This is a genomic window from bacterium SCSIO 12827, assembly GCA_024397995.1.
Classification (GTDB): Bacteria; Pseudomonadota; Alphaproteobacteria; order Rhodospirillales; family Casp-alpha2; genus UBA1479.
This window is the reverse complement of sequence record CP073746.1, coordinates 1,470,572-1,493,239: the sequence shown is the minus strand read 5'-3', so window position 1 is coordinate 1,493,239 and position 22,668 is coordinate 1,470,572. Positions and strand designations below refer to the sequence as shown.

Sequence of the window (22,668 nt, the reverse complement as noted above, 5' to 3'; positions counted from 1 at the left end):
ACACGCAGGCGGGGCGGCATTGCCCCCGCCCCGCCTGCACGTCATTTCAAGGCAGCTTCCACGGCAGACAGCAGTTCTGCCGGTGTAAAGGGCTTCAACAGGCTTTGCGTGGCGCCCATGGCGGTCATGGAATCCGCATACGGCTTCTTGACGCCTGTGAACCCACCGGTCACCGCGATGACCGGAAGGTTGGGATAAAGCTGGCGCAGGCTGCCCAGAAACTCAATCCCATCCTTGGCCGGCATGAAGATGTCGCTGATGACCAGATCGAATGGTGTATCCAGACGACCCTTCACAGCGGCCATGCCGTGCTCGCCGTCCGTCGCGGTCACCACCTCGTATCCGGCACGGATCAACGTCATGGAGATGACGTCACGCATATCCTCGTCGTCATCAATGACAAGAATAACCGTCATGCGGACACCGGTGTCGTTTCGGCCCGTGCTGCTGCCATCATAGGGTTCCCGGATAGGCGCCGCCGTCCATCAGGAAGTTCTGCCCGGTCATGAAACCAGCCTGATCGGAGCAGATGAAGGCGCACATGTCGCCGAATTCCTCGGCCGTGCCGAAGCGACCAGCAGGATTCTCTGCCGCGCGCTTGGCCGTCATCTCGGCGACGCTGATGCCGGCCTGATCGGCCTTGACCTTCATGTTGGTGTGCAGGCGGTCCGTGTCAAACGGCCCCGGCAGCAGATTGTTGATGGTCACGTTGTGGCGCACGGTCTTGCGCGACAGACCAGCAATGAAGCCGGTCAGACCGGCGCGCGCGCCGTTCGACAGGCCGAGAATTTCGATCGGCGACTTCACCGCACCCGAGGTGATGTTGACCACCCGGCCGAACTTGCGTTCGATCATGCCGTCCACGGTCGCCTTGATCAGGAAGATCGGCGTCAACATGTTGGCGTCCACCGCCTTGATCCAGTCGTCGCGGTCCCAGTCGCGGAAATCGCCCGGCGGCGGGCCGCCCGCGTTGTTGACCAGAATGTCGGGATTGGGACAGGCTGCGAGGGCTAGGTTGCGGCCTTCCTCGGTCGTGATGTCGCAGGCCACGGCGGTGACCTTGACGCCGGTTTCCTTGCGAATCTGCTCGGCCGTCTCCTCAAGCGGGCCCGGCGTGCGCGCCGTGATAACCACGTCGACGCCTTCGCGGGCCAGCGAAAAGGCGCAGCCCCGGCCCAGGCCCTTGGACGCGGCGCACACCAGCGCCGTCTTGCCTTTGATCCCTAAATCCATGTGATGTCTCCTTTTTTATGTTGCGGCGGCAATCTCGCGCCGATCATTGGCCGCTATAGGACATGGGAAGACCCCACCCGGTCAAGAGCCCCCGTCACAGGCCCGCCCTGTCATGAGAACGTCACTTTACTTCCATGGGGCCGGATCCCAGAAGAAGCTGGTTGAAACCGGCCAAAGGCCCTGCCCTTGAACAGCCCCCTCCTGCGCATTGCCATCGTCACCGATGCCTGGTACCCGCAACCCAACGGCGTGGTCCGCGTCATGGGCACGGTGGTCGACCGCCTTCAGGCGCTGGGACATGAGATCCAGGTGATCTCGCCCAATCTGTTCACCACCTTGCCCTGCCCGACCTATCCGGAAATCAGGCTATCCCTGTTTCCCGGCCGCGGGGTGGCCGACATGCTGGACGGCTTCGCGCCCGGGGCGATCCACATCGCCACCGAAGGCCCCCTGGGCGCCGCCGCGCGGCGCTACTGCAAGGCCCGCAACCTTCCGTTTACAACGGCCTATCACTCCAAATTCCCCGAATACATCCACGCCCGCGCCCCGTTCGTGCCGCTCGGTCTGCTGTACCGCTGGATCCGGGGGTTTCATGCGCCGTCGTCGCGGGTCATGGTGCCCAGCCATTCCGTCCACGACGAATTGGCGGCCAAGGGCTTCACCAACCTGCGGCCCTGGTCGCACGGCGTCGACACCGACATCTTCAAACCGGGCCCCAAGGATTATCTGGATCACCTGAACCTGCCGCGCCCGCTGTTCATGTTCCTGGGCCGGGTCACGGTGGAAAAGAACCTGCCGGCGTTCCTTGATCTGGACCTGCCCGGCTCCAAAGTCGTCGTCGGCAGCGGCCCGGCCCGCCAAGGCTTGATGGCCAGATATCCGGAAACGCCGTTCTTCATCGCCGATGGCGATCAGGATCTGGTGCGTTACTACAACGCCGCCGACGTCTTCGTGTTTCCATCCGTGACCGACACTTTCGGTCTGGTGATGTTGGAAGCGCTTGCCTGCGGCGTGCCCGTGGCGGCCTTTCCCGTGACAGGGCCGAAGGACGTGATCGGCACCTCGACCGTGGGCGTTCTCGACACCGACCTGGCGATTGCCGCAGTCAGGGCCCAGGGTATCGACCCGGTGCTGTGCCGCGAACACGCCCTGAAATTTTCCTGGGACACAGTGGTCAGCGAATTCGTCGACTACCTGGCGCCGTTCACCCCGCCTCAAGAACCTTCCGCACAAGCGGCACAGTGACCGCCCGCTTGCGCGCCAGCGCCTCGGCGTCGATAGCGGCGACCAGGTCGGCCGCCGCCTGAAAGGTGCGGTCCATGCGCGGCACCATGTAGGCTACGACCTCCGCATCCACGCGCAGTTGCCGGTCCGAGAAATGCTTGACCAGCAAGGCCGCGAGAAGCGCGTCGTCGGGGGCCGTGATCTCGACCGCGGGCGATCCCTTCAGCCGCGACGCCAGATCGGCCAGCGCGAGGGGCCAACGGGCGGGCGCCGTGCGGGCAGTGACCAGGATGCGGCCCTCCGCCGATTTCAAGGCGTTGAACAGGTGGAACAGGGCTTCCTCGTCCAAGGACGGGATGCGGTCCAGGTCTTCAAGGACATAGGCGCCGCCGGCCTCGACCACGTCCGCATCGGGCACTGTCAGAAGCCGCCCACCGGTACGCGCCAGGAACACCTGGGCAAGATGGCTTTTGCCGCAGCCTTCGGGCCCCCATACGGCCAATAGCGGCCCCGGCCAGTCGGGCCAGCGGTCGATCCAGGCGACGGCCTCGGCATTGGCGGGAGTGACCAGATAGTCGTCGCGTTGCAGGGCCGGGCGGTGCTCGAAGGGGATGGGGATTTGGCGCGGGCCGGTCAAGTGCCGCCGCCTCCCGCCTCGTGGTTATAGAGCGCGCTTCTTTTGTAGCGGCCGAGGGCATAGCGGATCAGCACGCCGATGACGGCCGCCGCCGGCACGGCCAGCAACACGCCGGTGAAACCGAACATGGCCCCACCCGCCATCAGGGCAAAGATGATCCACAAGGGATGCAGGCCGACCCGGTCGCCGACGAAGCGCGGGGTCAGCACGTAGCTTTCCAAAGTCTGGCCAAGCAGGAACACACCGGCCACAGCGGCGATCGGTCCCCAATTTTCGAACCCGAACTGGAAGAAGGCGATGGCAAGGCCCACGGTCATGCCCGACGCCGCGCCAAAATAGGGAATGAAGGACACGGCCCCGGCAGCGACGCCGACCAGCAACCCCGAATTCAACCCGGCCATGGTCAGCCCGGCACCGTAAATCGTCGCCAACGTCAGGCACACACAGGCCTGACCACGGATGAACCCGGCCATGGTTTCGTCGATCCGGCGGGCCTGTTCACGGATTTCAGGGGCCGCATCGCGCGGCAGATAGGAATCGACCCAGGCAACGATCTCATCCCATTCCCGCAGCAGGTAGAACGATACGATCGGTGTGATGAGGACCAGGGACACGACGTTGAGGAACGCGAGCCCACCGCTCCAGATCTCCGCCAGCAGGTTGGTCACCCATTGAATCACTTTCGATCCGTACTTGCTGGCGGCGTCGCGCAGATCCTGGCTGTCGGTTGCCGGCAAGTGCAGTTGCAGATCGGCCAGGAGCGGTTCGACCCAGGCGCGGAAATGGGCGAAAACCTCCGGCGCCAATTTGACCAGCCCGACCACCTGATGCTGCAACAGCGGCAGCAGCACCGCGATGATGCCGATGACGCCGGCAAAGAAAGCGATGGTGATAACGGTCGTCGCCAGCGCTCGCGACAGGCCCTTGGCTTCCAGCCGGTCAGCGACCGGATCCAGGAAATACGCCACCGCCATGCCGGCGACGAAGGGCAGCAGAATGGCGCTCAGCAGGTGGATTAGGAACCCTGCGACAATGAGGCCGATCAGCCAATAGGCCATGCGCGCTTCGCGGCTCATCCGGCTTTCTTCCGGCCGCTCAGTTTCTCGAGCGTCCACTGGTCACCCTCGCCGCGCAAGGCAAGGTCCGCCTGCTCCAGGGCGATGATCAGCTGACCGATATCGCCGATGTAATGCAGGATGACCTGCGCCTCGGACCGCGACAGCTGAACCAGTTCCGTCTCACGCACGACGGCGACGGAATGAACGCGGGTTTTCATGTCCAGCCAGTCGCGCAGGTCCGTGATGGGGATGCGCACGGCGATGGCTTCCTGATGAGACGACGACAGAAGGTTGTCGCGCTTCCAGTTGTCTTCAATCAAAGAAGTGACCAGTTTGGCCGCGCGGGCCAGCAACGAATCCGCCGTCTCGCCAAATTCGGAAACATAGGTGACGACCGTGGTCTGCGGATCAATCGTCAGGTTGTAGCGGGTCAAGGTCACGTCAAGCACCCAGAGCGAGCGCGCCGGATCATGGCGGATCGAGGCAAAGGCGACGGCGACGCTGCCCGCGTCATAGCGCTTGGCCATGGCCTGCAGGCGCTGCTGATCGCCCTGTACGACCTGGTCAACGCCGATCGCCGCGACGTCGGCAAGATCGCCGAGCGGCAAGACCGTCGGCACCAGACTGAGTTGGCTGGACCGTTGCTGCCAAGCCGAGCGCCAGGGGTTGGGATCGTCCCACAACAGCAACGCCCCGGCGCGGCGCAGTACCGGCAGAACCAGCACAGGCTTGGACGGTGTTTCTGCGAACGGAATGTTGAAGGCGCGCAACAACTCGCGCACCTCACCCGGCCGGAACCGGTAGTTCAACTTGGCCAGATAGCGCACGGCGGAGGTCTTTTCCTCGGCGACGGAAAAGTCCTGCATGTATTCGGTGATTTCCTCGGGCGACAGGGCGGGCAGGCGCGGATAATCGGACTTCAGGGTCATGCGTTCCAGAAGGATCGTCATGGCCCGCTGCTGTCCTTCGCGCAGGGCCTGCGCCCGGGCGGCGGACGCGGTTTCGGCCGTCACGTCGACGGTAACGCCCTGGACCTCATAGGGATTGGCGATCTGGGCCAGCGCGCCATGGGGCGCCAGCACGGCCAGCAGAAGACAGAGCACCGCGGCCGGAGCAGCCCAGCCACGCGCGCCAAGGCACCAATCGTGCGTTGCAAACCGCCGGGGATTAAGTATCTTCGCCTCCATCGACACCGTCGGACCCACCCGCGTTTTGGGCCGGTCCCGGACGGCGCACAATCTAGCACACCCGACCGAGGGAGGAAGGGATTAGCGACACGGAAAAACACGGCGCGGGCCTGAGTTACCGCGACGCGGGCGTCGACATCGACGCCGGCAACGCGCTGGTCACCGCCATCGGCCCGATGGCCAAATCCACGAACCGCCCTGGTGTCATGGGCGGGCTCGGCGGATTCGGCGGATTCTTCGATCCGCGTGCCGCCGGCTATCAGGACCCGGTGTTGGTCGCCGCCACGGACGGCGTCGGCACCAAGCTGAAAATCGCCATCGACGCAGACAGCCACGCCGGCGTCGGCGTCGATCTTGTCGCCATGTGCGTCAACGATCTCGTGGTCCAGGGGGCGGAGCCCTTGTTTTTCCTGGATTATTTCGCGACCGGCAAGCTGGCACCCGAGGCCGCAGCGGTGATCGTATCCGGCGTCGCCGATGGTTGCCGGCAGGCCGGCTGCGCCCTGATCGGCGGTGAGACGGCGGAAATGCCCGGCATGTACGCGGCCGGAGACTATGATTTGGCGGGCTTCGCCGTGGGTGCCGTCGAACGCGGCCAGGAATTGACCGGCACCGATGTCGCCGCAGGCGATGTGGTGCTGGCCCTGGCGTCCTCGGGCGTGCATTCCAACGGATTCTCCCTGGTCCGCAAGGTCGCCGAGCGGGCGGGCGTTGATTTCGCCGCCCCGGCCCCGTTCCAGGATGGCGTGACCCTGGCTGATGCCCTGCTGACGCCGACGCGAATCTACGTGAAGTCGTGCCTGGCGGCGATCCGCTCCGGGCCCACCCACGGTGGCGTGAAGGCATTTGCCCATATCACCGGCGGCGGATTGCTGGAAAACATTCCCCGCGTCCTGCCGGACGGCCTGGGTGTCGACCTGGACGCCGCTGCCTGGCCCCTGCCGCCCGTGTTTACCTGGCTGCGCACGGCGGGCGGCATCACGCCCCATGAAATGCTGCGCACCTTCAACTGTGGCGTCGGCATGATCGTGATCGTCGATGCCGATCAGGCGCAGCGCCTGGAAGACCTGTTCCGGGGGGCGGGTGAGGATGTGTTCAACATCGGCCGGGTCGTCAAGACCGACGGACCGGAGGATGTCCATGTCGGCAATCTGGACGAGGCCTGGGGCGCGGCATGAGCCGCCTGAAACTCGCCGTGATGATTTCCGGGCGGGGATCGAACCTGCAGGCCCTGATCGACGCGACCGCCGATCCGGCCTTCCCCGCCGAAATCATTCTGGTGCTGTCCAACCGGCCCGGTGCGATGGGGCTGGAGCGCGCCGCCAAGGCCGGTATCCCGACCCGCGTCATTGATCACAAGGAATTCACCGACCGCGCGGCCTTCGACCGCGAGATGACGGCCGCCATGGAAGCGGCGGGAACGGAGTTGGTCTGCCTTGCCGGATTCATGCGCCTGCTGTCCGATGAATTCGTCGACCATTGGCGTGACAGGATGATCAATATCCATCCGTCGCTGCTGCCGGCCTTCAAGGGCCTGGACGTACAGGAACGGGTGCTGGCGCGAGGCGCCCGGTTCGCCGGCTGCACCGTGCATTACGTGCGCAAGGAAATGGATACAGGGCCGATCATCGTGCAGGCCGTGGTGCCCGTACATCCCGACGACACGCCGGACAGTCTGGCCGCCCGGGTGCTGGCGCGCGAACACGATATCTATCCGCTGGCCGTGCGCCTGATCGCCGAGGGCCGGGTCTCCATAGACGAAAACGACCGCGCCGTCATTGCCGGCGCGGTCGCTCAAGAAAGCGCGTTGCTGAACCCGAAGGGTTAGCCGACGATTTCCAGTTCCGCGAAGAAATAGCGGATTTCCTTGGCCGCATTTTCCGGCGAGTCGGAACCGTGGACCGAGTTCGCCTCAATGCTTTCGGCGAAGTCCTTGCGGATGGTGCCCTCATCGGCGTTGGCCGGGTTGGTCGCACCCATGATCTCGCGGTTGCGGACGACCGCATTGTCCCCTTCGAGAACCTGAACCACGACGGGGCCCGAGGTCATGAAGGCGACGAGGTCGTTGAAGAACGCCCGTTCGCGGTGCACGTCGTAGAAGCCTTCCGCCTGTTCCTTGGTCAGGCGCACGCGGCGCTGGGCGACGATGCGCAGACCCGCTTCCTCGAACCGGGCGTTGATCTTGCCGGTCAGGTTGCGGCGGGTAGCATCGGGTTTAATGATGGAGAGCGTACGCTCAAGAGCCATGGTCGATCCCCTTGTATGGTTGTTCGTTCGGCTGGTTTCTGTTGTCGGTAATTTTTTGTCTGGCCGTCCACGGCATCCTTGGGCCGGGTTTTCGGCATCCGAAATTCCGGTCCGCCCCAAGGGTTTTCCGGAAACGGCGCGGGTTATAGTCCCTCCTGCCCCACCATGCAAGGAAAAGGGTCGACGTATTCCAGTACTTTGGTGGCCGGCTAGGCGGCTTTGCCCGGAGACAGTTGATTTTTAAGGAACTGTCCCAACAACTTGTATTCGGACCGGCGGGCCGAATTGCGCCGCCATGCCAGGGCGATCTGCCGCCCCACGCCGCCGGCCAGCGGCCGAAGCACGACATCGGCGGCCTTGATATGATCCGATTGCAGCGCTACGCCGGGTAACAGCGTGGTGCCGAATCCGCCCGCCACCAGCTCGACCAGGGTATAGAGACTTGTCGCCTGAAAGGCATCGGAACGGCCGGGGGCCGGTTGGCGCCGACAGGCGGCCAGCGCATGGTCGCGCAGACAATGGCCATCCTCCAGCAACAACAGATCCTCGGAATCCAGCACATCGGGCGCCACCGCGTCCTTGGTCCCAGCCAGGGGATGGTCCCGCGGGACGGCCAGCCAGAACGGATCGTCGGCCAGGACCATGTGCTCCAGATCCGCCGTGTCATAAGGCAGCGCGATCAGCGCCGCATCCAACTCGCCGCCGACCAGTTGATCGACCAGGCGGGCGGTGCGATCCTCGCGCAGGAACAGGCGCAGTTCGGGATAAGACGCCCGAAGCGGCGGTAACACCTTGGGCAGGACGTAAGGCCCGATCGTGGGAATCGCCCCCAGGCGCAACAGACCGGTCAACGGCCGCGTGCTCGCCTTGGCGGTCACGGTCATGTCTTCGACCTCGGCCAGGACACGGCGCGCGCGGGCGACCAGTTCAAGCCCCAACGGCGTCACCGTAACCCGGCGTTTGGTACGCTCAATGACGGTAACTCCCAGGATCGATTCCAATTCCTGGATACCGGCGCTGAGAGTCGACTGCGTAACGAAGCAACGCTCGGCAGCCCGGCCGAAATGCCCGTCCTCGGCAACAGCGATGAGGTATTGCAATTGTCGAAGAGTCGGAAGCCGGGTGCTCATGCATTTGATCTAATCGTGCATTTCGATTTGTTCAAGGAAGCGCGATCAGGAAATTGATTTTAAATCGATCGAACGCGACACCAAACCCACCGCTGCGCATCGTTTGTTATCAGAAAATCAACCTAAAAATGTATCTGAACTTAGACTTTTTCGGCCACTTTTCCTTGCGTTCCACCAACTTCATCACATTGATCCACTAGCCTTTAGACTTATTGACGAAACGCTTCATATACCGGAAATTACTGTATAGGAACGCAGGAGCATTAGGGGGCGCGTTCCACAAGATTAGCGACCTTTTCCGAGCCCGTTTCGTTTTGTACCGGAAGGCTGATCCTCCTCTCCCCCCATAGTCATGTCTTTCGGTACCTGTGCCGGGCCGCGGCTCCTCCTCCCCCCACCAACCGCGGCCCGGCATTTTATTTGTCCCTCCTGTTTTAAATCACCGCCTGACCCCGTCACGGGGCGTTTCCACCGCGCGCGGCCCGTGCTATCACCCCGACTATGCTGCATGTAAACGACATGACTTTTCGCCTGGGCGGCCGCGTGCTGTTCGAAAAGGCCACATTGCATCTGCCCCAGGGCAGGAAGATGGGCCTTGTCGGACGCAACGGGACCGGCAAGACGACCTTGTTCCGGATGATCCTCGGTGATGCTCACCCCGACGAAGGTTCTGTGCGCGTGCGCCCCAGTGCCCGCATCGGCACGGTAACCCAGGAAGCGCCCTCGGGGGCGATCAGTTTGCTCGACACCGTTCTGGCCGCCGATACGGAACGCAGCGCCCTTTTGGCCGAGGCCGAAACGGTGAAAGACCCGATGCGCATCGCCGATATCCACAACCGCCTGGCCGATATTGATGCCCAGACCGCCCCTGCCCGCGCCGCCCGCATCCTGTCCGGGCTCGGCTTCGACGAAGCCGCCCAGGCCCGCGCCTGCAGCGAATTTTCCGGCGGCTGGCGAATGCGCGTGGCGCTGGCGGCAACCCTGTTTTCGCGCCCCGATTTCCTGTTGCTGGACGAACCGACCAACCACCTGGACCTGGAAGCGGCCATGTGGCTGGAAACCTATCTGGCGTCCTGGCCCGGTACGCTGCTGGTCATCAGCCATGACCGTACGATGCTCAACAAGGTCGTCGACGAGATCGCCCATCTGTCCGAATTGAAGCTGACCCGCTACGCCGGCAATTACGACCGGTTCGAGCGCACGCGCCGTGAACGCATGACCCAACAGGTCAAACTGCAGGCCAAGCAGTTGTCCGAACAGCGCCGCATCCAATCCTTCGTCGACCGGTTCCGGGCCAAGGCGACCAAGGCCAAGCAGGCGCAAAGCCGCATGAAGATGCTGGCTCGCATGGAACCCATCGCTTCGGTCGTCGAGGACAAAACGACGACCTTCAACTTCCCCGACCCCGCCCCCCTGTCGCCGCCTCTGATCGCCATGGACGAGGTCAGCGTCGGCTATGGCGCCGAACCGATTCTGAAGAATCTGGACCTGCGCATCGACATGGACGACCGCATCGGCCTGATCGGCGCCAACGGCAACGGCAAATCGACCCTGATCAAGATGCTGGCAGACCGCCTGAAACCGCAGGCCGGCAAAATCGTCAAGTCGTCCAAGCTGAAGATCGGCTATTTCGCCCAGCACCAGCAGGAAGAATTGAACCTGAATGAATCCCCGTTCCAGCACATGGCGCGGATCATGCCCATGGCGACGGAAACCAAGGTGCGGTCCCACCTGGGCCGGTTCGGATTTTCCGGCGACCTTGCCAACAGCAAGGTCGAAGTCCTGTCCGGCGGCGAGAAGGCGCGGCTTCTGTTTGCGCTGATGAGCACCGAGGCACCGCATATCCTGTTCCTGGACGAGCCGACCAACCACCTGGACGTGGATGCCCGCGAGGCCCTGGTCCAGGCGTTGAACGAATACGACGGCGCCATCGTTCTGGTGACCCATGATTCGCATCTGATCGACCTTGTTTGCGACCGCCTGTGGCTGGTTGCCGACGGCGCCTGCAAGCCCTTCGAGGGCGACCTGGATGCCTATGCCGGGCTGCTGATGGAACAGCGCCGCGAGGCCCGCCGCGAAATTCGCGCCGCCAAAGACGGCGACAGCCTGCCCGTGATCGACAAGAAAGAGCTGCGCCGCGAGCGCGCCCGCCGCCGCGAGGAAACGGCTGCCTTGCGTAAATCCATCATCGACGCCGAGCGCAAGATGGAAAAGCTGACCCAGGAGATATCCGCCCTGGAGGCCAAGATGGCCGATCCCGAAATCTACAACGGCCCGACGGCCAAGCTGATGGACCTTCAACTCGCCCATAAGAAGGCCAAGGACAAGCTGGCCGAAACGGAACAGCAATGGCTGAGCGCCCAGGAAACCATCGACGGAGCCCTGGACGAAGCCTCATGACCACGTCCGTGCCGTCCATCCCGGCATCCGCCGCGCCGCGGCTGACCGACTGGACCGGGCGCCGTCATGACCCTGCCCCCGATGCCCGCATCCTGTCTCTGGTACCGTCCCTGACCGAAACCCTGTTCGCGCTCGGCCTGGGCGACAATATCGTCGGGCGCACGGCCTTCTGCGTCCATCCTGCGGATAGGATCAAAGGGGTCAAAAGCGTCGGTGGCACCAAGCAGGTGAATTGGCAGAAGGTTACAGCGGCGGCCCCCACCCATGTGGTCCTCAACGTCGATGAAAACCCGAAAGAGATGGCCGAGGAAATGGCGGCCCGCGGCATCGTCCCCGTGGTCACCCATCCGATTGAACCCGCCGACAACGCCCCGCTAATCCGCCTGTTGGGTGGCGTGTTCAGGCGTGACGAGGCGGCGGAAACCCTGGCGCGGCGGTTCGAGGACTCCCTGGCGGCAATCGCCGTGGCCCGGCCTGTGATGGAGATCCGCGTCCTCTACCTGATCTGGAAAACCCCCTGGATGACCGTGGGGCCGGACACCTATATCGCGCGCACCCTCGACCTGATCGGCTGGCACACCTGGGCGCCGCCGGCAGCGGCGCGCTATCCCGAATTCGACATGACCGATGCCGTCCTCGACAACGTCGACCGGGTGCTGTTTTCATCCGAGCCCTTTCCTTTCGGCGAAGACCATCTGACCGCCTTCCGCACCGACCATCCGGACCACGCCGCCAAGGCGCAGCTGGTCGATGGCGAGATGCTGTCCTGGTACGGCGTGCGCGCAGCTGCAGGCCTTTCCTATCTCAAGGATTTGGCCGACAGCATGTCGGCATCCCGCCCATGACACCGGACACGAGCGCGCCACGCCGGGCCCCTTTGCGGCTGGCCGTATTTTATGGCGGCATCTTTCTGGCGCTGGGCATCATGGGGCCGTTCTGGCCGCTGTGGCTCAAGGATCGGGGCCTGGACGCGGAACAGATCGGCCTCGTGTTCGCCCTGGGAACCTTGGCCCGGCTGGCCGTCACCCCCTACTTCGCCCGCGCCGCCGACCGTGCCGGCGAACGCAAACGCATCCTGGTACTGCTCAGCCTCTTAGGCGCCATGACCTTCCTTGCCTTCCGTTGGGCCGAGGGCTTCTGGCCGATCATCCTGGTAACCGTGGTGTTCTATGCCAGCAGGGGGCCCGTGCTGCCGCTGATGGAAAGCCTGACCATGCTGACCCGGGAGCGCACTCCCTTCGACTACGGCCGGGTGCGGCTGTGGGGCTCGATCACCTTCATCGTCGGCGCCTGGGGCATGGGACTGTTGCTAACCGACGCCCCGGTCGATTGGATCCATTGGTCGATCTTCGCATCCATCGCCCTGACCTTCCTATGCGCCCTTGCCCTGCCCGACACGCGCGCGCCGGTCGCCGCGAAAGACGGTCGGCCGTTCCGCGAGATCATGGCCGTACCCGGTCTCATGGCGGCGATGATGGCAGCAACCTGCATTCAGGCGTCGCATGCGGTCTACTACAACTTCGGCTCCATCCACTGGTTGGCGGCGGGCCACGGGGCGGATGTCATCGGCGCGCTTTGGGCCGAAGGCGTGATTGCCGAAATTCTGTTGTTCACGTTCGCCGCCGCCACCGTGCGGCGCATCGGCGCGGTTCGCATGATTGCCATCGGTGCCGCCGCCGCGACCCTGCGCTGGGCCGGAACGGCCGGAACAACGGACCTTGAATGGCTGGTCCTGTTGCAGGCCCTGCATGGGCTCAGCTACGGCGCGACACACCTGGGCATCATCCATCTGATCACCGAGCGGGTGGACCCGTCCCTGTCGGCCTCCGCGCAAAGCCTGTTCGCCATCACTCTGGGCGTCGGCATGAGCGCCGCGTCCTATGGCGCGGGACTGTTGTTCGCGTCTCTGGGCGGCGGCGCCTTCTGGACCATGTCGGTGCTCGCCCTGGCCGGTGCCGGATTCGCCGGATTCTCAATATTGGTACGCAGCAAGGCAGCCTCCGGCGGGTGAAATCCCCTCTCAAAGACACATTCGAATTCTTGATTGTATAAGCAATTTGCGTTGGTTTTTGCGGCTTTCGAAACAGAAACCGAATACAAATACGTACAGATTGGTTTTATAAGTGAACCCTTAACCAATGAATCATAAAATCGAGATCACCCGGGGTGGGGAATTTCTGAGGGTACGGAGGTGAGACGTGGGTTACCTAGATTCACTGCTGGGAATCTTCAAGTTCACGAAAGATACGGACTTGGTCGCCGCGACCTGTCTGGTGCTGTTACTGTCGAGTGTCATCGGCGGCATGCTGTCCAGCATCTTCAAGGCGTTCGGCGGACCGCTGAAACCCATCGCCTTTCAGGAAACCAACGGCTTTCGAATCCTGCTGTTCTATGAGATCTGCCTGGTTGCGGTCATCTTCTATTACCACATGAACGTAACCGGCCGGATTGACGCCATTCAGGCCATCTTCTGGGTCACGACCATGCTGTCCATGCCGGTATTGTGGTTCATGGGCTCCGTCATCACCCAGGTTCTGTTCTGGTCGAAGATCTCGAAGAACAAGAAGGCCTACCGCGAACTGGTCGCCAAACGGAAATATGCCAAGCACAAAAAAATGCAGGAAAAGATCCGCGAAGAGACCAAGGAATCACGGGAAGCCCAGGCACAGCGCGCCGAGATAACGGCCAAAGGCAAAAAAGGCCATCAGGCGACGGTGAAACGCCGCCGCGCCGATAGCTGACGACGTTTCCTCACGCAGGTGGAGGTATTCCGCCAGCCCCCTATATTGATCTATTCAGAAGCCAACTCGCCGCCCACCTGGGACAGCTTAGCCGCCGCGCGGCGCAGCGCCGGTACGAAAGACTGCGCCATTTCCATGGACATGCGCACGGTCGGCCCGTGACAGGCAAGCGTACCGGCCAAGCGTCCCTTGGCGTCGGTGACGGGCACGGCGACCGCGACCATGCCTTCGATGAATTCCTGGTTGTCGGTGCCGACCTTTTCCCGACGGATACCTTCAAGATTGGCCAGCAGCGCATCCGGTTCGGTGATCGTGCCCGGCGTGTGGGGGATCAGGTCGAGAGCCTGGATCATCTGGCGCCGCCGCCCGGCCGGCAACGAGGACAGGTAGAGCTTGCCGCTGGCCGTGCAATGCAAAGGCACCCGTGAACCGATCGGCAACTGCGTGCGCAGCGGCCATTTGGTCTCCACACGGTCGATGTAATACATCTCCCCGCCCAACGGGATGTTGAAATTGCAGGTCTCGCCGATTTCCTGCGACAGATCGGTCAGGATACGGTGGCGCTGGCTGTAGTCCGTATCGACGGCGACGGTCGCCATGGCAAGGTCGCGCAGCCTGGGACCGATGCTCAATCCATCGCCGGACGGCGACGGCGTCACGAAGCCCGTTTCCGTCAATAATGCGCACAGTCGATGCACCGTCGCCTTGGGCAGGCCGGTCAGGTCGGCGATCTTGGCCGCACTCAGGGGCCGGCCCTCGCCAACCATGGCCTCGACAATCTCCAGCGCACGGATCGACCGCGAACCCTTTTCGTCTCCGTTGTTCGCCATAACCAACTATGCCATCCGCATGAACCGAAATCGACGCACCACCGTCGCCGAACCTATTCCCCGTAGATGTAGCCCGGCAGCCACAACGCGATTTGGGGAAAGACCATGATCAGGATGAGGCCGATAAGCTGGATCACCATGAACTGCATCATGCCGATGTAAATGTCCTTGAGATCCCACTCCGGCACCACGCCTTTCAGGAAGTATGCTGATAACGCTACCGGTGGCGATAGCCAAGCTGTTTGCAGGTTGACCGCGACCAGAATGCCGAACCACACCAGATTGAATCCCAGTTGTTCGATCAGCGGCAACAGGATCGGCACGATGATCAGCACGATCGGCACCCATTCCAGGGGCCAGCCCAGCAGGAAGATCAAGGCCATGATCATGATCAGCAGAACCATGGGCGGCAGGTCGAGGCCGAGCAGCACTTCCGTCAGCATGGTCGGCGTGCCGAGCCGCGAGAACACGGCGCCGAAGAAGTTGGAGGCCGCGACCAGAATCAGGATCAAGGCCGAGATTTCCAACGTCTTGATCAAGGCTTCCCTGAATTTCTTGAAGGTCATCCGCCGATAGGCAAGCGTCAGCAACAAGGCGCCGGCGGCACCGCAGCCCGCCCCTTCGGTCGGGGTCGCCAAACCGAACATGATGGAGCCCAGCGCCGAGAACACCAGAAGCGCCGGCGGCACCAGACCAAGAATGAATTCCCGGACGATCTCGCCCATGTTGGCGGCGCGGTCCTCGATCGCCAACGGCGGCCCCAGTTCCGGATTGATCATGCAGCGGCCAACCGCATAGACGGCATAAAGGAAGGCCATCATGATGCCCGGGATGATGGCGGCGGCGAACAGGTCCGTGACCGGCACCTCAAGCACCGGGCCCATGACCACCAGCATGATCGAGGGCGGGATCAGGATGCCGAGCGTCCCGCCGGCGGTGATCGTCCCCGCGGCCAATCGCACATCGTATCCGGATCTGTTCATGGTCTTGGCTGCCATGATGCCAAGGATTGTCACCGAGGCGCCGACGATACCCGTCGCGGCGGCAAAGATCGTCGACACGAACAACACGGCCAGATAAAGCGACCCGCGCAACCGCGACAACATCAACTGCACGGCGGAGAACAGGCGTTCCATCAGGCCCGCCTGCTCCATCAATATCCCCATGAATATGAATAGAGGGACGGCCGCCAATGTCTGTTCCAGCATGACGTTCGAGAATTGGAACGTCATCAGGTAGAACACGACCTGGCCAAAGCCCATGTAGCCGAACACGAAGCCGAGGAAAATCAGCGTAAAGGAGATTGGGAAGCCGACGAAAATCGCCAGCAGCATCACCCCGATCAGAACAAGACCCAGGATTTCATTTTCCATGATCAGGGCCACCTTCCCTTAGTCGCGGCGTAGTAGCTTTTGAGAGTTTCCGAGATGCCCTGGATGATCAGCAGCGCGATGCCCACGGGCAGCGCCGTCTTAATCGGCCCCATATGCGGCATCCAGGCGGTATCCATGCCTTTCTCGCCACGGATCCAGGCCAGCGTGGCGTAGTCGGTTGCCATGTAAAGAAACACCAGCATGCCGGGGAAATAGAGCACCAGATACAGCAGCAGATCGATGCGCCCCTGCATCTTGTCCGGCCATAGGCGGTAGAGGAAATCAGCGCGGATATGCACGCCCTTCGACAGGGCGTAGCCAGCGCCGAGCATGAACAAGGCGCCGTACAGCATGCGCGATATGTCATAAGCCCACATGGTGGGCGCGATGAATACGTAACGCGCCACGACCTCGTAAACCATGGCAGCGAAGAGCGGCACCGTCAGCCAACAGACAATGTTGCCGACGATTAGGCTGAACCGGTCGATGCCGGTGATCGTCAGCGCCATCCAGCGGGGCATGTCGTCCGGCATCTTGCCCGACGGGTCGCCCCGGCGCTCGGCGATCAGCTCATCGGTGATATCCAGTTCACCGGGATTCGGGTCGTGATCAGCCATCCGAACCTTCTTTTCCGTTTAGGGTTCCGCAGGGAGACACAACCGGACAATGCGGGGACGGGCAGTGGCGCCCGCCCCCGAATGTCCGGCGGATGTCATGTGCAGGAGATCAGCCTACTTTTTCTTCTTGCTGTTGGCGTAGGCGTTGCCGAGATTGGCGTTCGACGTTTGCGCCCCGGCCCAGAACGGCACCGCGATGTCGGCGAAGTCCTTCTGGGAATCCCAGACCTTCTTGAAGAACGGGTTTTCGGCGGCGTTCTTTTCCAGGCTCTTGCGGGCCGCTTCCATGTATTCGGTGAAATAATCGGCGGGCGTGTCATGCAGGATGACGCCGTGCTTTTCCACCAGTTCCTTCAGCGCCTTGCCGTTTTCATAGATGCGCCAGCTCATGGCACGCGACAGCGAGGCATCGGCGGCGATTTCCATCGCCTGCTGCTGATGCGGGGTCAGGCTCTTCCAGACGTCGCCGTTCAGGTACATGTCGGCGTTCACGACCACCTGATGCAGACCCTGTAGATAGTAGTGCTTCAGCACCTTCTGGAAGCCGAACACCATGTCCGGTTTCGGGCAGCACCATTCGGCGGCGTCGATCACGCCTTTTTCCAGGGCCGGCAAGATATCACCACCGCCCATGGCCACCGAGGCGACGCCGATGTCCTTGTAGGTCTGACCGGGGATGCCCGGAGGCGTACGGAACCGGTACTTGCGGAAATCGGCCATGGAGTTGATGGGTTCCTTGAACCAACCCAAGGCTTCCGGGCCCACGGGCTGCAGGATGAAGCCCTTGATGTTCATGCCCATCTCTTTCCAGAGCTGTTCATAAAGCGCGCGGCCGCCACCGTACTGGTACCAGCTGACCCAGGCGATGTTGTCCATGCCGACACCGCCGCCCGCGACGGGAGACCCGAACAGCATGGCCGCCGGATGATAGCCGGACCAGTAGTGGGTCCAGGCAAATCCGCCTTCGATCAGCCCCTTGTCGACGGCCTCCAGCGTTTCCTTGACGCCGACCACCGCCCCTGCGGGCAGAACTTCGATTTCGACTTCACCATTGGTCAACTTTGCGACGTTGTCGGCGTAATCCTTCAGCATCGTGACTTCATCCGCCTTGGACGGGATCACCGACTGCACGCGGATTTTGACTTTCTTGGCCTCAGCCGTGCCGGGCGCGAAGACCGCGGCCGTCGCGAACGCCATCAGGGCGAACACGGCAAATAAAGATTTGATTTTATTCATGCTTCCACTCCCAAACATGGGGGCCTGCCGTGCACAATTGCCGCCGGGACCGTCAAGAAGCCGTATTTAATTATCATTATTGAGACTTCTAAGTATCATTATTGCAAACATAAGCATTATCTGCAACGATGATTTCGCGACCTCACCCCATGAGAACGGCATCGCGGAGGCCTCATTCCAGCAGTCCGCCGCCACAACCAACGGAATCAGGACGACGACGAGCCAACGATGGATGTAGAGACTTCCCCCCTCACCGGTGCGCCGGAATACGATTACATCGTCATCGGCGCCGGCTCTGCCGGCTGCGTGCTCGCCAACCGTCTGAGCGCCGATCCTGCCAAACGGGTCCTTCTGCTGGAGGCCGGCGGGCGCGACACCAATCCCTGGATTCACGTCCCCGTCGGCTACTTCAAGACCATCAACAATCCGGCAACAGACTGGTGCTTCAAGACCGCCCCCGACCCGGGCCTGGGCGGGCGCAGCATCAGCTGGCCGCGCGGCAAGGTTCTGGGCGGGTCCAGTTCCATCAACGGCCTGCTTTATGTCCGCGGACAGCCGCAGGACTTCGATCACTGGCGGCAGTTGGGCAACGCAGGATGGTCGTTCGCGGACGTACTGCCCTATTTCCGACGTGCCGAGAATCAGGAACGCGGCGCCGACGACTTTCATGGCGCGGACGGCCCTCTCGCCGTATCGGACATGCGGGTGCGCCGGGAAATCTGCGACGCCGTTATCAAGGCGGCGGGCGAACTCGGCATTCCCGAACGGGACGATTTCAACCGGGACGACCAGGAAGGGGCCGGTTATTTTCAGCTGACCACCCGCAACGGGCTGCGCTGCTCGACCGCCGTCGGCTATCTGAACCCGGTCAAAAGCCGCCAAAATTTGGACATTCGCACCCATGCCCAGGTCCGCAACCTGATCCTAGAGGACGGGCGCTGCGCCGGCGTCGCCTTCGACGTGAAGGGCACGCCCCAGGCCGCCGCCTGCCGGGGCGAGGTGATCCTGTCGGCAGGCGCCATCGGCTCGCCGCAAATTCTCATGCTGTCGGGCATCGGTTCGGCGCAACACCTTACGGACATGGGCATTCCCGTGACCCAGGATATGCCCGGCGTCGGCGGCAACCTGCAGGATCACCTGCAATTACGCACCATCTACCGCACCCACCGGCCCATCACCCTGAACGATCAGGCCCGCAATCCGATCCAGAAGGTCCTGATGGGCCTGGAATTCCTGTTCCGCCGCTCCGGCCCCCTGACCATGGGGGCAAGCCAGGTCGCGATCTTCGCCAAGACGCGGCCCGAACTGGAAACGCCGGAGATCCAATACCATGTGCAGCCGTGGAGTGCCGACAGCCCTGGCGAAGGCACGCACCGATTCTCGGCATTTACCCTGTCGGTCTGCCAACTGCGCCCGGAAAGCCGGGGGGATATCCGCCTCTCCTCCCCCGATCCCTTCGCCCACCCGACGATACGGCCTAATTATCTGTCAACGAATCTGGACCAACAAACTGCGATCGAATCCCTGAAGCTGACGCGCCGGCTGGTCGAAACCAAGACCCTCGCTCCTTATGTTGCCGAAGAAATGCGCCCCGGCAGCGACGCCCAAACGGATGACGAACTTCTGGAAGGGGCACGGCGCATCGCACAGACCATTTATCATCCTGTCGGGACATGTAAGATGGGCCGCGATCCGAACGCCGTCGTCGACGACCGGCTTCGGGTCCGGGGCATCCGGGGCTTAAGGGTCGCCGATGCTTCGATCATGCCGACCATCACGTCGGGCAACACCAACGCGCCGGCCATCATGATCGGCGAAAAGGCGTCCGACATGATCATTGAGGACAACCGCTAGGGCGCCCGCGCCCGACACGCCCATCCCGCCCCCGCGGCGGGCACGAACGCACGAAAGAGCCCGCCCGTGGAATTTCTCGACCCCCTCCTGCAATTCAATTTCAAGGCCTTCACCTCAATCGTCTTCATCGATCTGGTGATGTCCGGTGACAACGCCATCATCATCGGCATGGCGGCGGCGGGCCTGCCGGTAGCACTTCGCCGCAAAGCCATCGCCATCGGTATCATCGTCGCCACGGTGCTGCGCATTATCTTCGCCTCCGTGACCTATCAGTTGCTCAGCATCATCGGCTTGACCTTGGCGGGCGGCTTGCTGCTGCTGTGGGTCGCCTACAAGATGTGGCAGGAAATCCGTTCGGGTAGCCTGGAAACACCTGATCCCGACGCCGAGCCGACGGGCGAAGTCAAGACGATGAGAAGCGCCGTGACCTCGATCATCATCGCCGACGTAACCATGTCGTTGGACAACGTGCTGGCCGTGGCGGGCGCCGCCCACGACGCGCCGGGCATGCTGGTGTTCGGGCTGGTGTTGTCGATCCTGCTGATGGCCTTCGCCGCCAACTGGGTGGCGTCGCTGCTGGAAAAGCACAAGTGGTTGGCCTACGCCGGGCTGATCGTCGTCGCCTATGTGGCGGTGGAAATGATCTGGCGCGGCGGCAATCAGGTCGCGACCGCCGCGGCGGGGATGCTGTAGCCACCATCCCCGCCCTGGCAGACCGTCAGTTTCCGGCGCGAGCCCGGATCGCCTCGTAGCGCGCCAACAGTTTCTCCGCACGGATCACGATGGGCACGTCGATCATCTTGCCGTCGATGGTAATGGCGCCCTTGCCCGCTTTCTGCGCCTCGGCGTAGGCGTCAATCACGCGCCGCGCATGGTCGACCGCTTCCGCTGACGGGGTGAATTCCTCGTTCAAAATCGCCACGCCCGACGGGTGGATAACGCTGGCGCAGTCGAAGCCGAACTTGACCGACTTGCGCACGGCGGCGCGGAAGCCTTCGGTGTCGTTGTAATCGGCGACCGTGCCGATGAAACCCATGGCCATCAGACCCGCCGCCTTGGCCGCGATCATCACCGTCTGCTTGGGCACCAGCAGGGTTTCCGTATCCGGCACCATGCCCATTTCCATGGCGAAATCCTCGCCGCCCAGGTTCATGCCGATCAGGCGGGACGAAGCCCGGGCGATGGCATGGGCCCGGAAATAGGCGTCCGCCGTCTCGACCATGGCGGCCAGCTTGACCGAACCTTGCGGGCGGCCCGCCTCGCGCTCGACCTCGCCGACCAGCTCGGCCACCAGTTTCAGATGTCCCGCACCGTCGACCTTGGTCACGAATAAGGCGCGGGCACCGGCCTTCACCGCCGCTTCCACGTCCTTGACCATGTGGCGGATCGGCCGGTTGATGCGCACGATGGGATCAGCACCCGATTGCGTCACCGACTTGACCGCGTCGGGCAGCATGTCGCGGGCGCGCTGGCGTTCCTGTTCAGGGACGCTGTCTTCCAGGTCCAGGATGATGCCGTCGGCGCCCCGGGTGTGGGCCTTAGCGACGAACTTTTCGTTGTTGGTGGGAACATAAAGCAGCGAACGCCAGACAATCGGCTGTTCCGCACCGGTGGTATTTTTATCGGTCATCCTTCGACCACTCCCTTTTCTTTCAGATTTTCAATCTCGGCCGCGCCGTAGCCCAGTTCCTCGAGCAACGTCACGGAATGCTGTCCCCGAAGCGGTGCGGGGCTGCGGATCACGCCCGGCGTTTCCGACAGGCGCGGGCTGACGTTCTGCATGGGCACGGTGCCCAGCTGGTCGTCGGGCAGTTCGATGATCACCTCGCGCTCGCGGAAATGCTCGTCGCGCAGGATGTCGTCCTGCTCGTAAATCGGCGAGGCGGTGATGCTCTGTTCCTCGAAGGTCTTGGCGACGTCGGCCAAGGTCTTGGTCTTGATCCAGCCGCCGACGATACGGTCCACTTCCTCGCGGTTCTTCACGCGCTCCATATTCGTGCGGAAGCCTTCCTTTGTGATCAAATCTTCCCGGCCGATCATGCGGAATACCCGTTCGGCCATGGTCTGGATCGAGGCCGACATGCCGATGAATTTTCCGTCGGACGTTTCATACACGTTGCGCGGCGACGCCGTGGTCGAGGACGATCCCGTGCGCGGGCGGCTTTTGCCGGTCAGCTGATAGACCAAGGCTTCCGGCCCCATGATGGCGTAAAGCGGCTCCAGCAACGCCAAGTCGACGACCTGCCCCTTCCCGCCGTCCTGTTCGGCGGCGCGCAGCGCCACGATGGTGGCGAAGGCACCCTGCAATCCGGCGACTGAGTCGGCGAGCGCGAAGGGCGGCAACACCGGCTCCCGGTCCCCGAAGCCGTTGCGGGACGCAAAGCCCGACATGCTTTCGACGACGGAGCCGAACCCCGGGCGTTCCTTATAGGGCCCCGACTGCCCGTAGCCCGAGATGCGCACGATCACCAGCTTGGGGTTGATCGTCCAGAGCGTTTCCGGCGCCAGGTCCATTTCCTCCAGCCGCCCGGGGCGGAAGCCCTCGACCAGGATCTGCGCGCCTGCGACCAGCTTCTTGACGATGGCGATGGCCTGGGGGTCACGCAGGTCGAGCGCCATGCTTTTCTTGTTGCGGGCGTAGACCTTCCATTGCGCCTCGATCCCGCCGTCGCCCCAGGCGCGAAGCGGATCACCCTTGCCTGCCGGCTCGATTTTGATGACCTCGGCCCCCATGTCGCCCAGGTTGAAGGTCAGCAGGTTGCCGCAGACCAGGCGCGACATGTCGACCACGCGCACGCCGTGCAGCGGCCCCTTGGCGTCGGGCTGATAGTCCTTCCGGTGCAGGCCGAACTGCGACATGTCGACCTTGTTGGCGTCCAGACGCGTCGGGCCGGTCTTGGG

22 protein-coding genes are annotated in these 22,668 nt (G+C 62.9%); 9 read left to right on the top strand and 13 right to left on the bottom strand.

Translation table 11 applies throughout. From position 1 onward, the window contains the following. Nucleotides 1-41: 41 nt before the first annotated feature. Nucleotides 42-416 carry a response regulator gene (locus tag KFF05_07035; GenBank protein ID UTW53104.1) on the bottom strand — a complete coding sequence of 125 codons (375 nt, stop codon included), beginning with the start codon at nucleotides 414-416 and terminating at the stop codon, nucleotides 42-44. Nucleotides 417-453: 37 nt separating this feature from the next. Then, nucleotides 454-1,233 carry an SDR family oxidoreductase gene (locus KFF05_07030; protein UTW53103.1) on the bottom strand — a complete coding sequence of 260 codons (780 nt, stop codon included), beginning with the start codon at nucleotides 1,231-1,233 and terminating at the stop codon, nucleotides 454-456. 201 nt (nucleotides 1,234-1,434) lie between these two features. Between KFF05_07030 and KFF05_07025 the strand changes: the two genes are divergently transcribed. After that, the gene (locus KFF05_07025) at nucleotides 1,435-2,478 is read left to right on the top strand and encodes a glycosyltransferase family 1 protein (GenBank protein ID UTW53613.1); all 1,044 of its coding nucleotides are present in this window, start codon (nucleotides 1,435-1,437) and stop codon (nucleotides 2,476-2,478) included. Here the strand turns inward: KFF05_07025 and KFF05_07020 are convergent. The 3 genes from KFF05_07020 to KFF05_07010 are packed head-to-tail and all read right to left on the bottom strand — an operon-like array spanning nucleotide 2,438 to nucleotide 5,255. Then, the gene (locus tag KFF05_07020) at nucleotides 2,438-3,094 is read right to left on the bottom strand and encodes a DNA replication protein (protein UTW53102.1); all 657 of its coding nucleotides are present in this window, start codon (nucleotides 3,092-3,094) and stop codon (nucleotides 2,438-2,440) included. The genes KFF05_07025 and KFF05_07020 overlap by 41 nt on opposite strands. Continuing rightward, nucleotides 3,091-4,170, bottom strand: a complete 1,080-nt coding sequence (locus KFF05_07015; protein UTW53101.1) for an AI-2E family transporter — start codon at nucleotides 4,168-4,170, stop codon at nucleotides 3,091-3,093. Before KFF05_07015 ends, KFF05_07020 begins: the two co-directional genes overlap by 4 nt. Continuing rightward, on the bottom strand, nucleotides 4,167-5,255 hold the full coding sequence (locus tag KFF05_07010) for a DUF2066 domain-containing protein (GenBank protein ID UTW53100.1): 1,089 nt from the start codon (nucleotides 5,253-5,255) through the stop codon (nucleotides 4,167-4,169). Before KFF05_07010 ends, KFF05_07015 begins: the two co-directional genes overlap by 4 nt. Nucleotides 5,256-5,419: 164 nt before the next feature. On the opposite strand from KFF05_07010, the gene KFF05_07005 reads away from it, so the two are divergent. Together KFF05_07005 and KFF05_07000 are read left to right on the top strand one after the other, a co-directional pair. Then, on the top strand, nucleotides 5,420-6,517 hold the full coding sequence (locus tag KFF05_07005) for a phosphoribosylformylglycinamidine cyclo-ligase (protein ID UTW53612.1): 1,098 nt from the start codon (nucleotides 5,420-5,422) through the stop codon (nucleotides 6,515-6,517). Beyond that, complete coding sequence (locus KFF05_07000) at nucleotides 6,514-7,167, top strand: phosphoribosylglycinamide formyltransferase (protein UTW53099.1); 654 nt, start codon at nucleotides 6,514-6,516, stop codon at nucleotides 7,165-7,167. Before KFF05_07005 ends, KFF05_07000 begins: the two co-directional genes overlap by 4 nt. On the opposite strand, the gene ndk is transcribed toward KFF05_07000, so the two are convergent. Continuing rightward, the gene (gene ndk / locus KFF05_06995) at nucleotides 7,164-7,586 is read right to left on the bottom strand and encodes a nucleoside-diphosphate kinase (protein ID UTW53098.1); all 423 of its coding nucleotides are present in this window, start codon (nucleotides 7,584-7,586) and stop codon (nucleotides 7,164-7,166) included. The two genes, KFF05_07000 and ndk, sit on opposite strands and share 4 nt — an antisense overlap. A 209-nt stretch (nucleotides 7,587-7,795) precedes the next feature. After that, nucleotides 7,796-8,716, bottom strand: a complete 921-nt coding sequence (locus KFF05_06990) for a LysR family transcriptional regulator (GenBank protein UTW53097.1) — start codon at nucleotides 8,714-8,716, stop codon at nucleotides 7,796-7,798. Between the two features lie 501 nt (nucleotides 8,717-9,217). Between KFF05_06990 and KFF05_06985 the strand changes: the two genes are divergently transcribed. From KFF05_06985 to KFF05_06970, 4 genes are all read left to right on the top strand, one after another. Further along, nucleotides 9,218-11,116, top strand: coding sequence for an ABC-F family ATP-binding cassette domain-containing protein (locus KFF05_06985; GenBank protein ID UTW53096.1), 1,899 nt, complete (start codon nucleotides 9,218-9,220; stop codon nucleotides 11,114-11,116). Continuing rightward, entirely contained in the window at nucleotides 11,113-11,961 is an 849-nt protein-coding gene (locus tag KFF05_06980; GenBank protein UTW53095.1) for an ABC transporter substrate-binding protein, read from the top strand. The genes KFF05_06985 and KFF05_06980 overlap by 4 nt, the downstream gene beginning before the upstream one ends. After that, on the top strand, nucleotides 11,958-13,127 hold the full coding sequence (locus KFF05_06975; GenBank protein ID UTW53094.1) for an MFS transporter: 1,170 nt from the start codon (nucleotides 11,958-11,960) through the stop codon (nucleotides 13,125-13,127). Before KFF05_06980 ends, KFF05_06975 begins: the two co-directional genes overlap by 4 nt. Before the next feature lie 187 nt (nucleotides 13,128-13,314). Further along, entirely contained in the window at nucleotides 13,315-13,857 is a 543-nt protein-coding gene (locus tag KFF05_06970) for a hypothetical protein (GenBank protein UTW53093.1), read from the top strand. A 50-nt stretch (nucleotides 13,858-13,907) separates the two neighbouring features. Here the strand turns inward: KFF05_06970 and KFF05_06965 are convergent, their stop codons facing one another. The 4 genes from KFF05_06965 to KFF05_06950 form a co-directional block, all read right to left on the bottom strand. Next, nucleotides 13,908-14,687, bottom strand: a complete 780-nt coding sequence (locus tag KFF05_06965; GenBank protein UTW53092.1) for an IclR family transcriptional regulator — start codon at nucleotides 14,685-14,687, stop codon at nucleotides 13,908-13,910. A gap of 53 nt (nucleotides 14,688-14,740) precedes the next feature. Then, complete coding sequence (locus KFF05_06960; protein ID UTW53091.1) at nucleotides 14,741-16,060, bottom strand: TRAP transporter large permease subunit; 1,320 nt, start codon at nucleotides 16,058-16,060, stop codon at nucleotides 14,741-14,743. Between the two features lie 2 nt (nucleotides 16,061-16,062). After that, a complete protein-coding gene (locus tag KFF05_06955) occupies nucleotides 16,063-16,677 on the bottom strand; it encodes a TRAP transporter small permease subunit (protein UTW53090.1) in 615 nt (204 codons plus the stop codon). A gap of 114 nt (nucleotides 16,678-16,791) precedes the next feature. Then, nucleotides 16,792-17,874, bottom strand: coding sequence for a TRAP transporter substrate-binding protein (locus KFF05_06950; GenBank protein UTW53611.1), 1,083 nt, complete (start codon nucleotides 17,872-17,874; stop codon nucleotides 16,792-16,794). Nucleotides 17,875-18,141: 267 nt separating this feature from the next. Here KFF05_06950 and KFF05_06945 point away from each other — a divergent pair, with 267 nt between their 5' ends. Continuing rightward, nucleotides 18,142-19,767, top strand: coding sequence for a choline dehydrogenase (locus KFF05_06945; protein UTW53089.1), 1,626 nt, complete (start codon nucleotides 18,142-18,144; stop codon nucleotides 19,765-19,767). Between the two features lie 138 nt (nucleotides 19,768-19,905). After that, a complete protein-coding gene (locus KFF05_06940) occupies nucleotides 19,906-20,460 on the top strand; it encodes a YjbE family putative metal transport protein (GenBank protein ID UTW53610.1) in 555 nt (184 codons plus the stop codon). A gap of 25 nt (nucleotides 20,461-20,485) precedes the next feature. On the opposite strand, the gene KFF05_06935 is transcribed toward KFF05_06940, so the two are convergent. Both KFF05_06935 and KFF05_06930 read right to left on the bottom strand, forming a co-directional pair. Next, nucleotides 20,486-21,397 carry a CoA ester lyase gene (locus tag KFF05_06935; GenBank protein UTW53088.1) on the bottom strand — a complete coding sequence of 304 codons (912 nt, stop codon included), beginning with the start codon at nucleotides 21,395-21,397 and terminating at the stop codon, nucleotides 20,486-20,488. Next, on the bottom strand, nucleotides 21,394-22,626 hold the full coding sequence (locus KFF05_06930) for a CoA transferase (protein ID UTW53609.1): 1,233 nt from the start codon (nucleotides 22,624-22,626) through the stop codon (nucleotides 21,394-21,396). The genes KFF05_06935 and KFF05_06930 overlap by 4 nt, the downstream gene beginning before the upstream one ends. Nucleotides 22,627-22,668: the final 42 nt, after the last annotated feature.

Bases quoted from the DNA above. Each gene is read 5' to 3' on its own strand.
- KFF05_06950 (UTW53611.1), bottom strand. From the start codon at position 17,874: ATGGCGTTCGCGACGGCCGCGGTCTTCGCGCCCGGCACGGCTGAGGCC.
- KFF05_06965 (UTW53092.1), bottom strand. From the start codon at position 14,687: ATGGCGAACAACGGAGACGAAAAGGGTTCGCGGTCGATCCGTGCGCTG.
- KFF05_07030 (UTW53103.1), bottom strand. From the start codon at position 1,233: ATGGATTTAGGGATCAAAGGCAAGACGGCGCTGGTGTGCGCCGCGTCC.
- KFF05_06980 (UTW53095.1), top strand. From the start codon at position 11,113: ATGACCACGTCCGTGCCGTCCATCCCGGCATCCGCCGCGCCGCGGCTG.
- KFF05_06990 (UTW53097.1), bottom strand. From the start codon at position 8,716: ATGAGCACCCGGCTTCCGACTCTTCGACAATTGCAATACCTCATCGCT.
- KFF05_06985 (UTW53096.1), top strand. From the start codon at position 9,218: ATGCTGCATGTAAACGACATGACTTTTCGCCTGGGCGGCCGCGTGCTG.
- KFF05_06960 (UTW53091.1), bottom strand. From the start codon at position 16,060: ATGGAAAATGAAATCCTGGGTCTTGTTCTGATCGGGGTGATGCTGCTG.
- KFF05_06975 (UTW53094.1), top strand. From the start codon at position 11,958: ATGACACCGGACACGAGCGCGCCACGCCGGGCCCCTTTGCGGCTGGCC.
- KFF05_06940 (UTW53610.1), top strand. From the start codon at position 19,906: ATGTCCGGTGACAACGCCATCATCATCGGCATGGCGGCGGCGGGCCTG.
- ndk (UTW53098.1), bottom strand. From the start codon at position 7,586: ATGGCTCTTGAGCGTACGCTCTCCATCATTAAACCCGATGCTACCCGC.
- KFF05_07035 (UTW53104.1), bottom strand. From the start codon at position 416: ATGACGGTTATTCTTGTCATTGATGACGACGAGGATATGCGTGACGTC.
- KFF05_06930 (UTW53609.1), bottom strand. From the start codon at position 22,626: ATGTCGCAGTTCGGCCTGCACCGGAAGGACTATCAGCCCGACGCCAAG.
- KFF05_07015 (UTW53101.1), bottom strand. From the start codon at position 4,170: ATGAGCCGCGAAGCGCGCATGGCCTATTGGCTGATCGGCCTCATTGTC.
- KFF05_06945 (UTW53089.1), top strand. From the start codon at position 18,142: ATGGATGTAGAGACTTCCCCCCTCACCGGTGCGCCGGAATACGATTAC.
- KFF05_06955 (UTW53090.1), bottom strand. From the start codon at position 16,677: ATGGCTGATCACGACCCGAATCCCGGTGAACTGGATATCACCGATGAG.
- KFF05_06935 (UTW53088.1), bottom strand. From the start codon at position 21,397: ATGACCGATAAAAATACCACCGGTGCGGAACAGCCGATTGTCTGGCGT.
- KFF05_07000 (UTW53099.1), top strand. From the start codon at position 6,514: ATGAGCCGCCTGAAACTCGCCGTGATGATTTCCGGGCGGGGATCGAAC.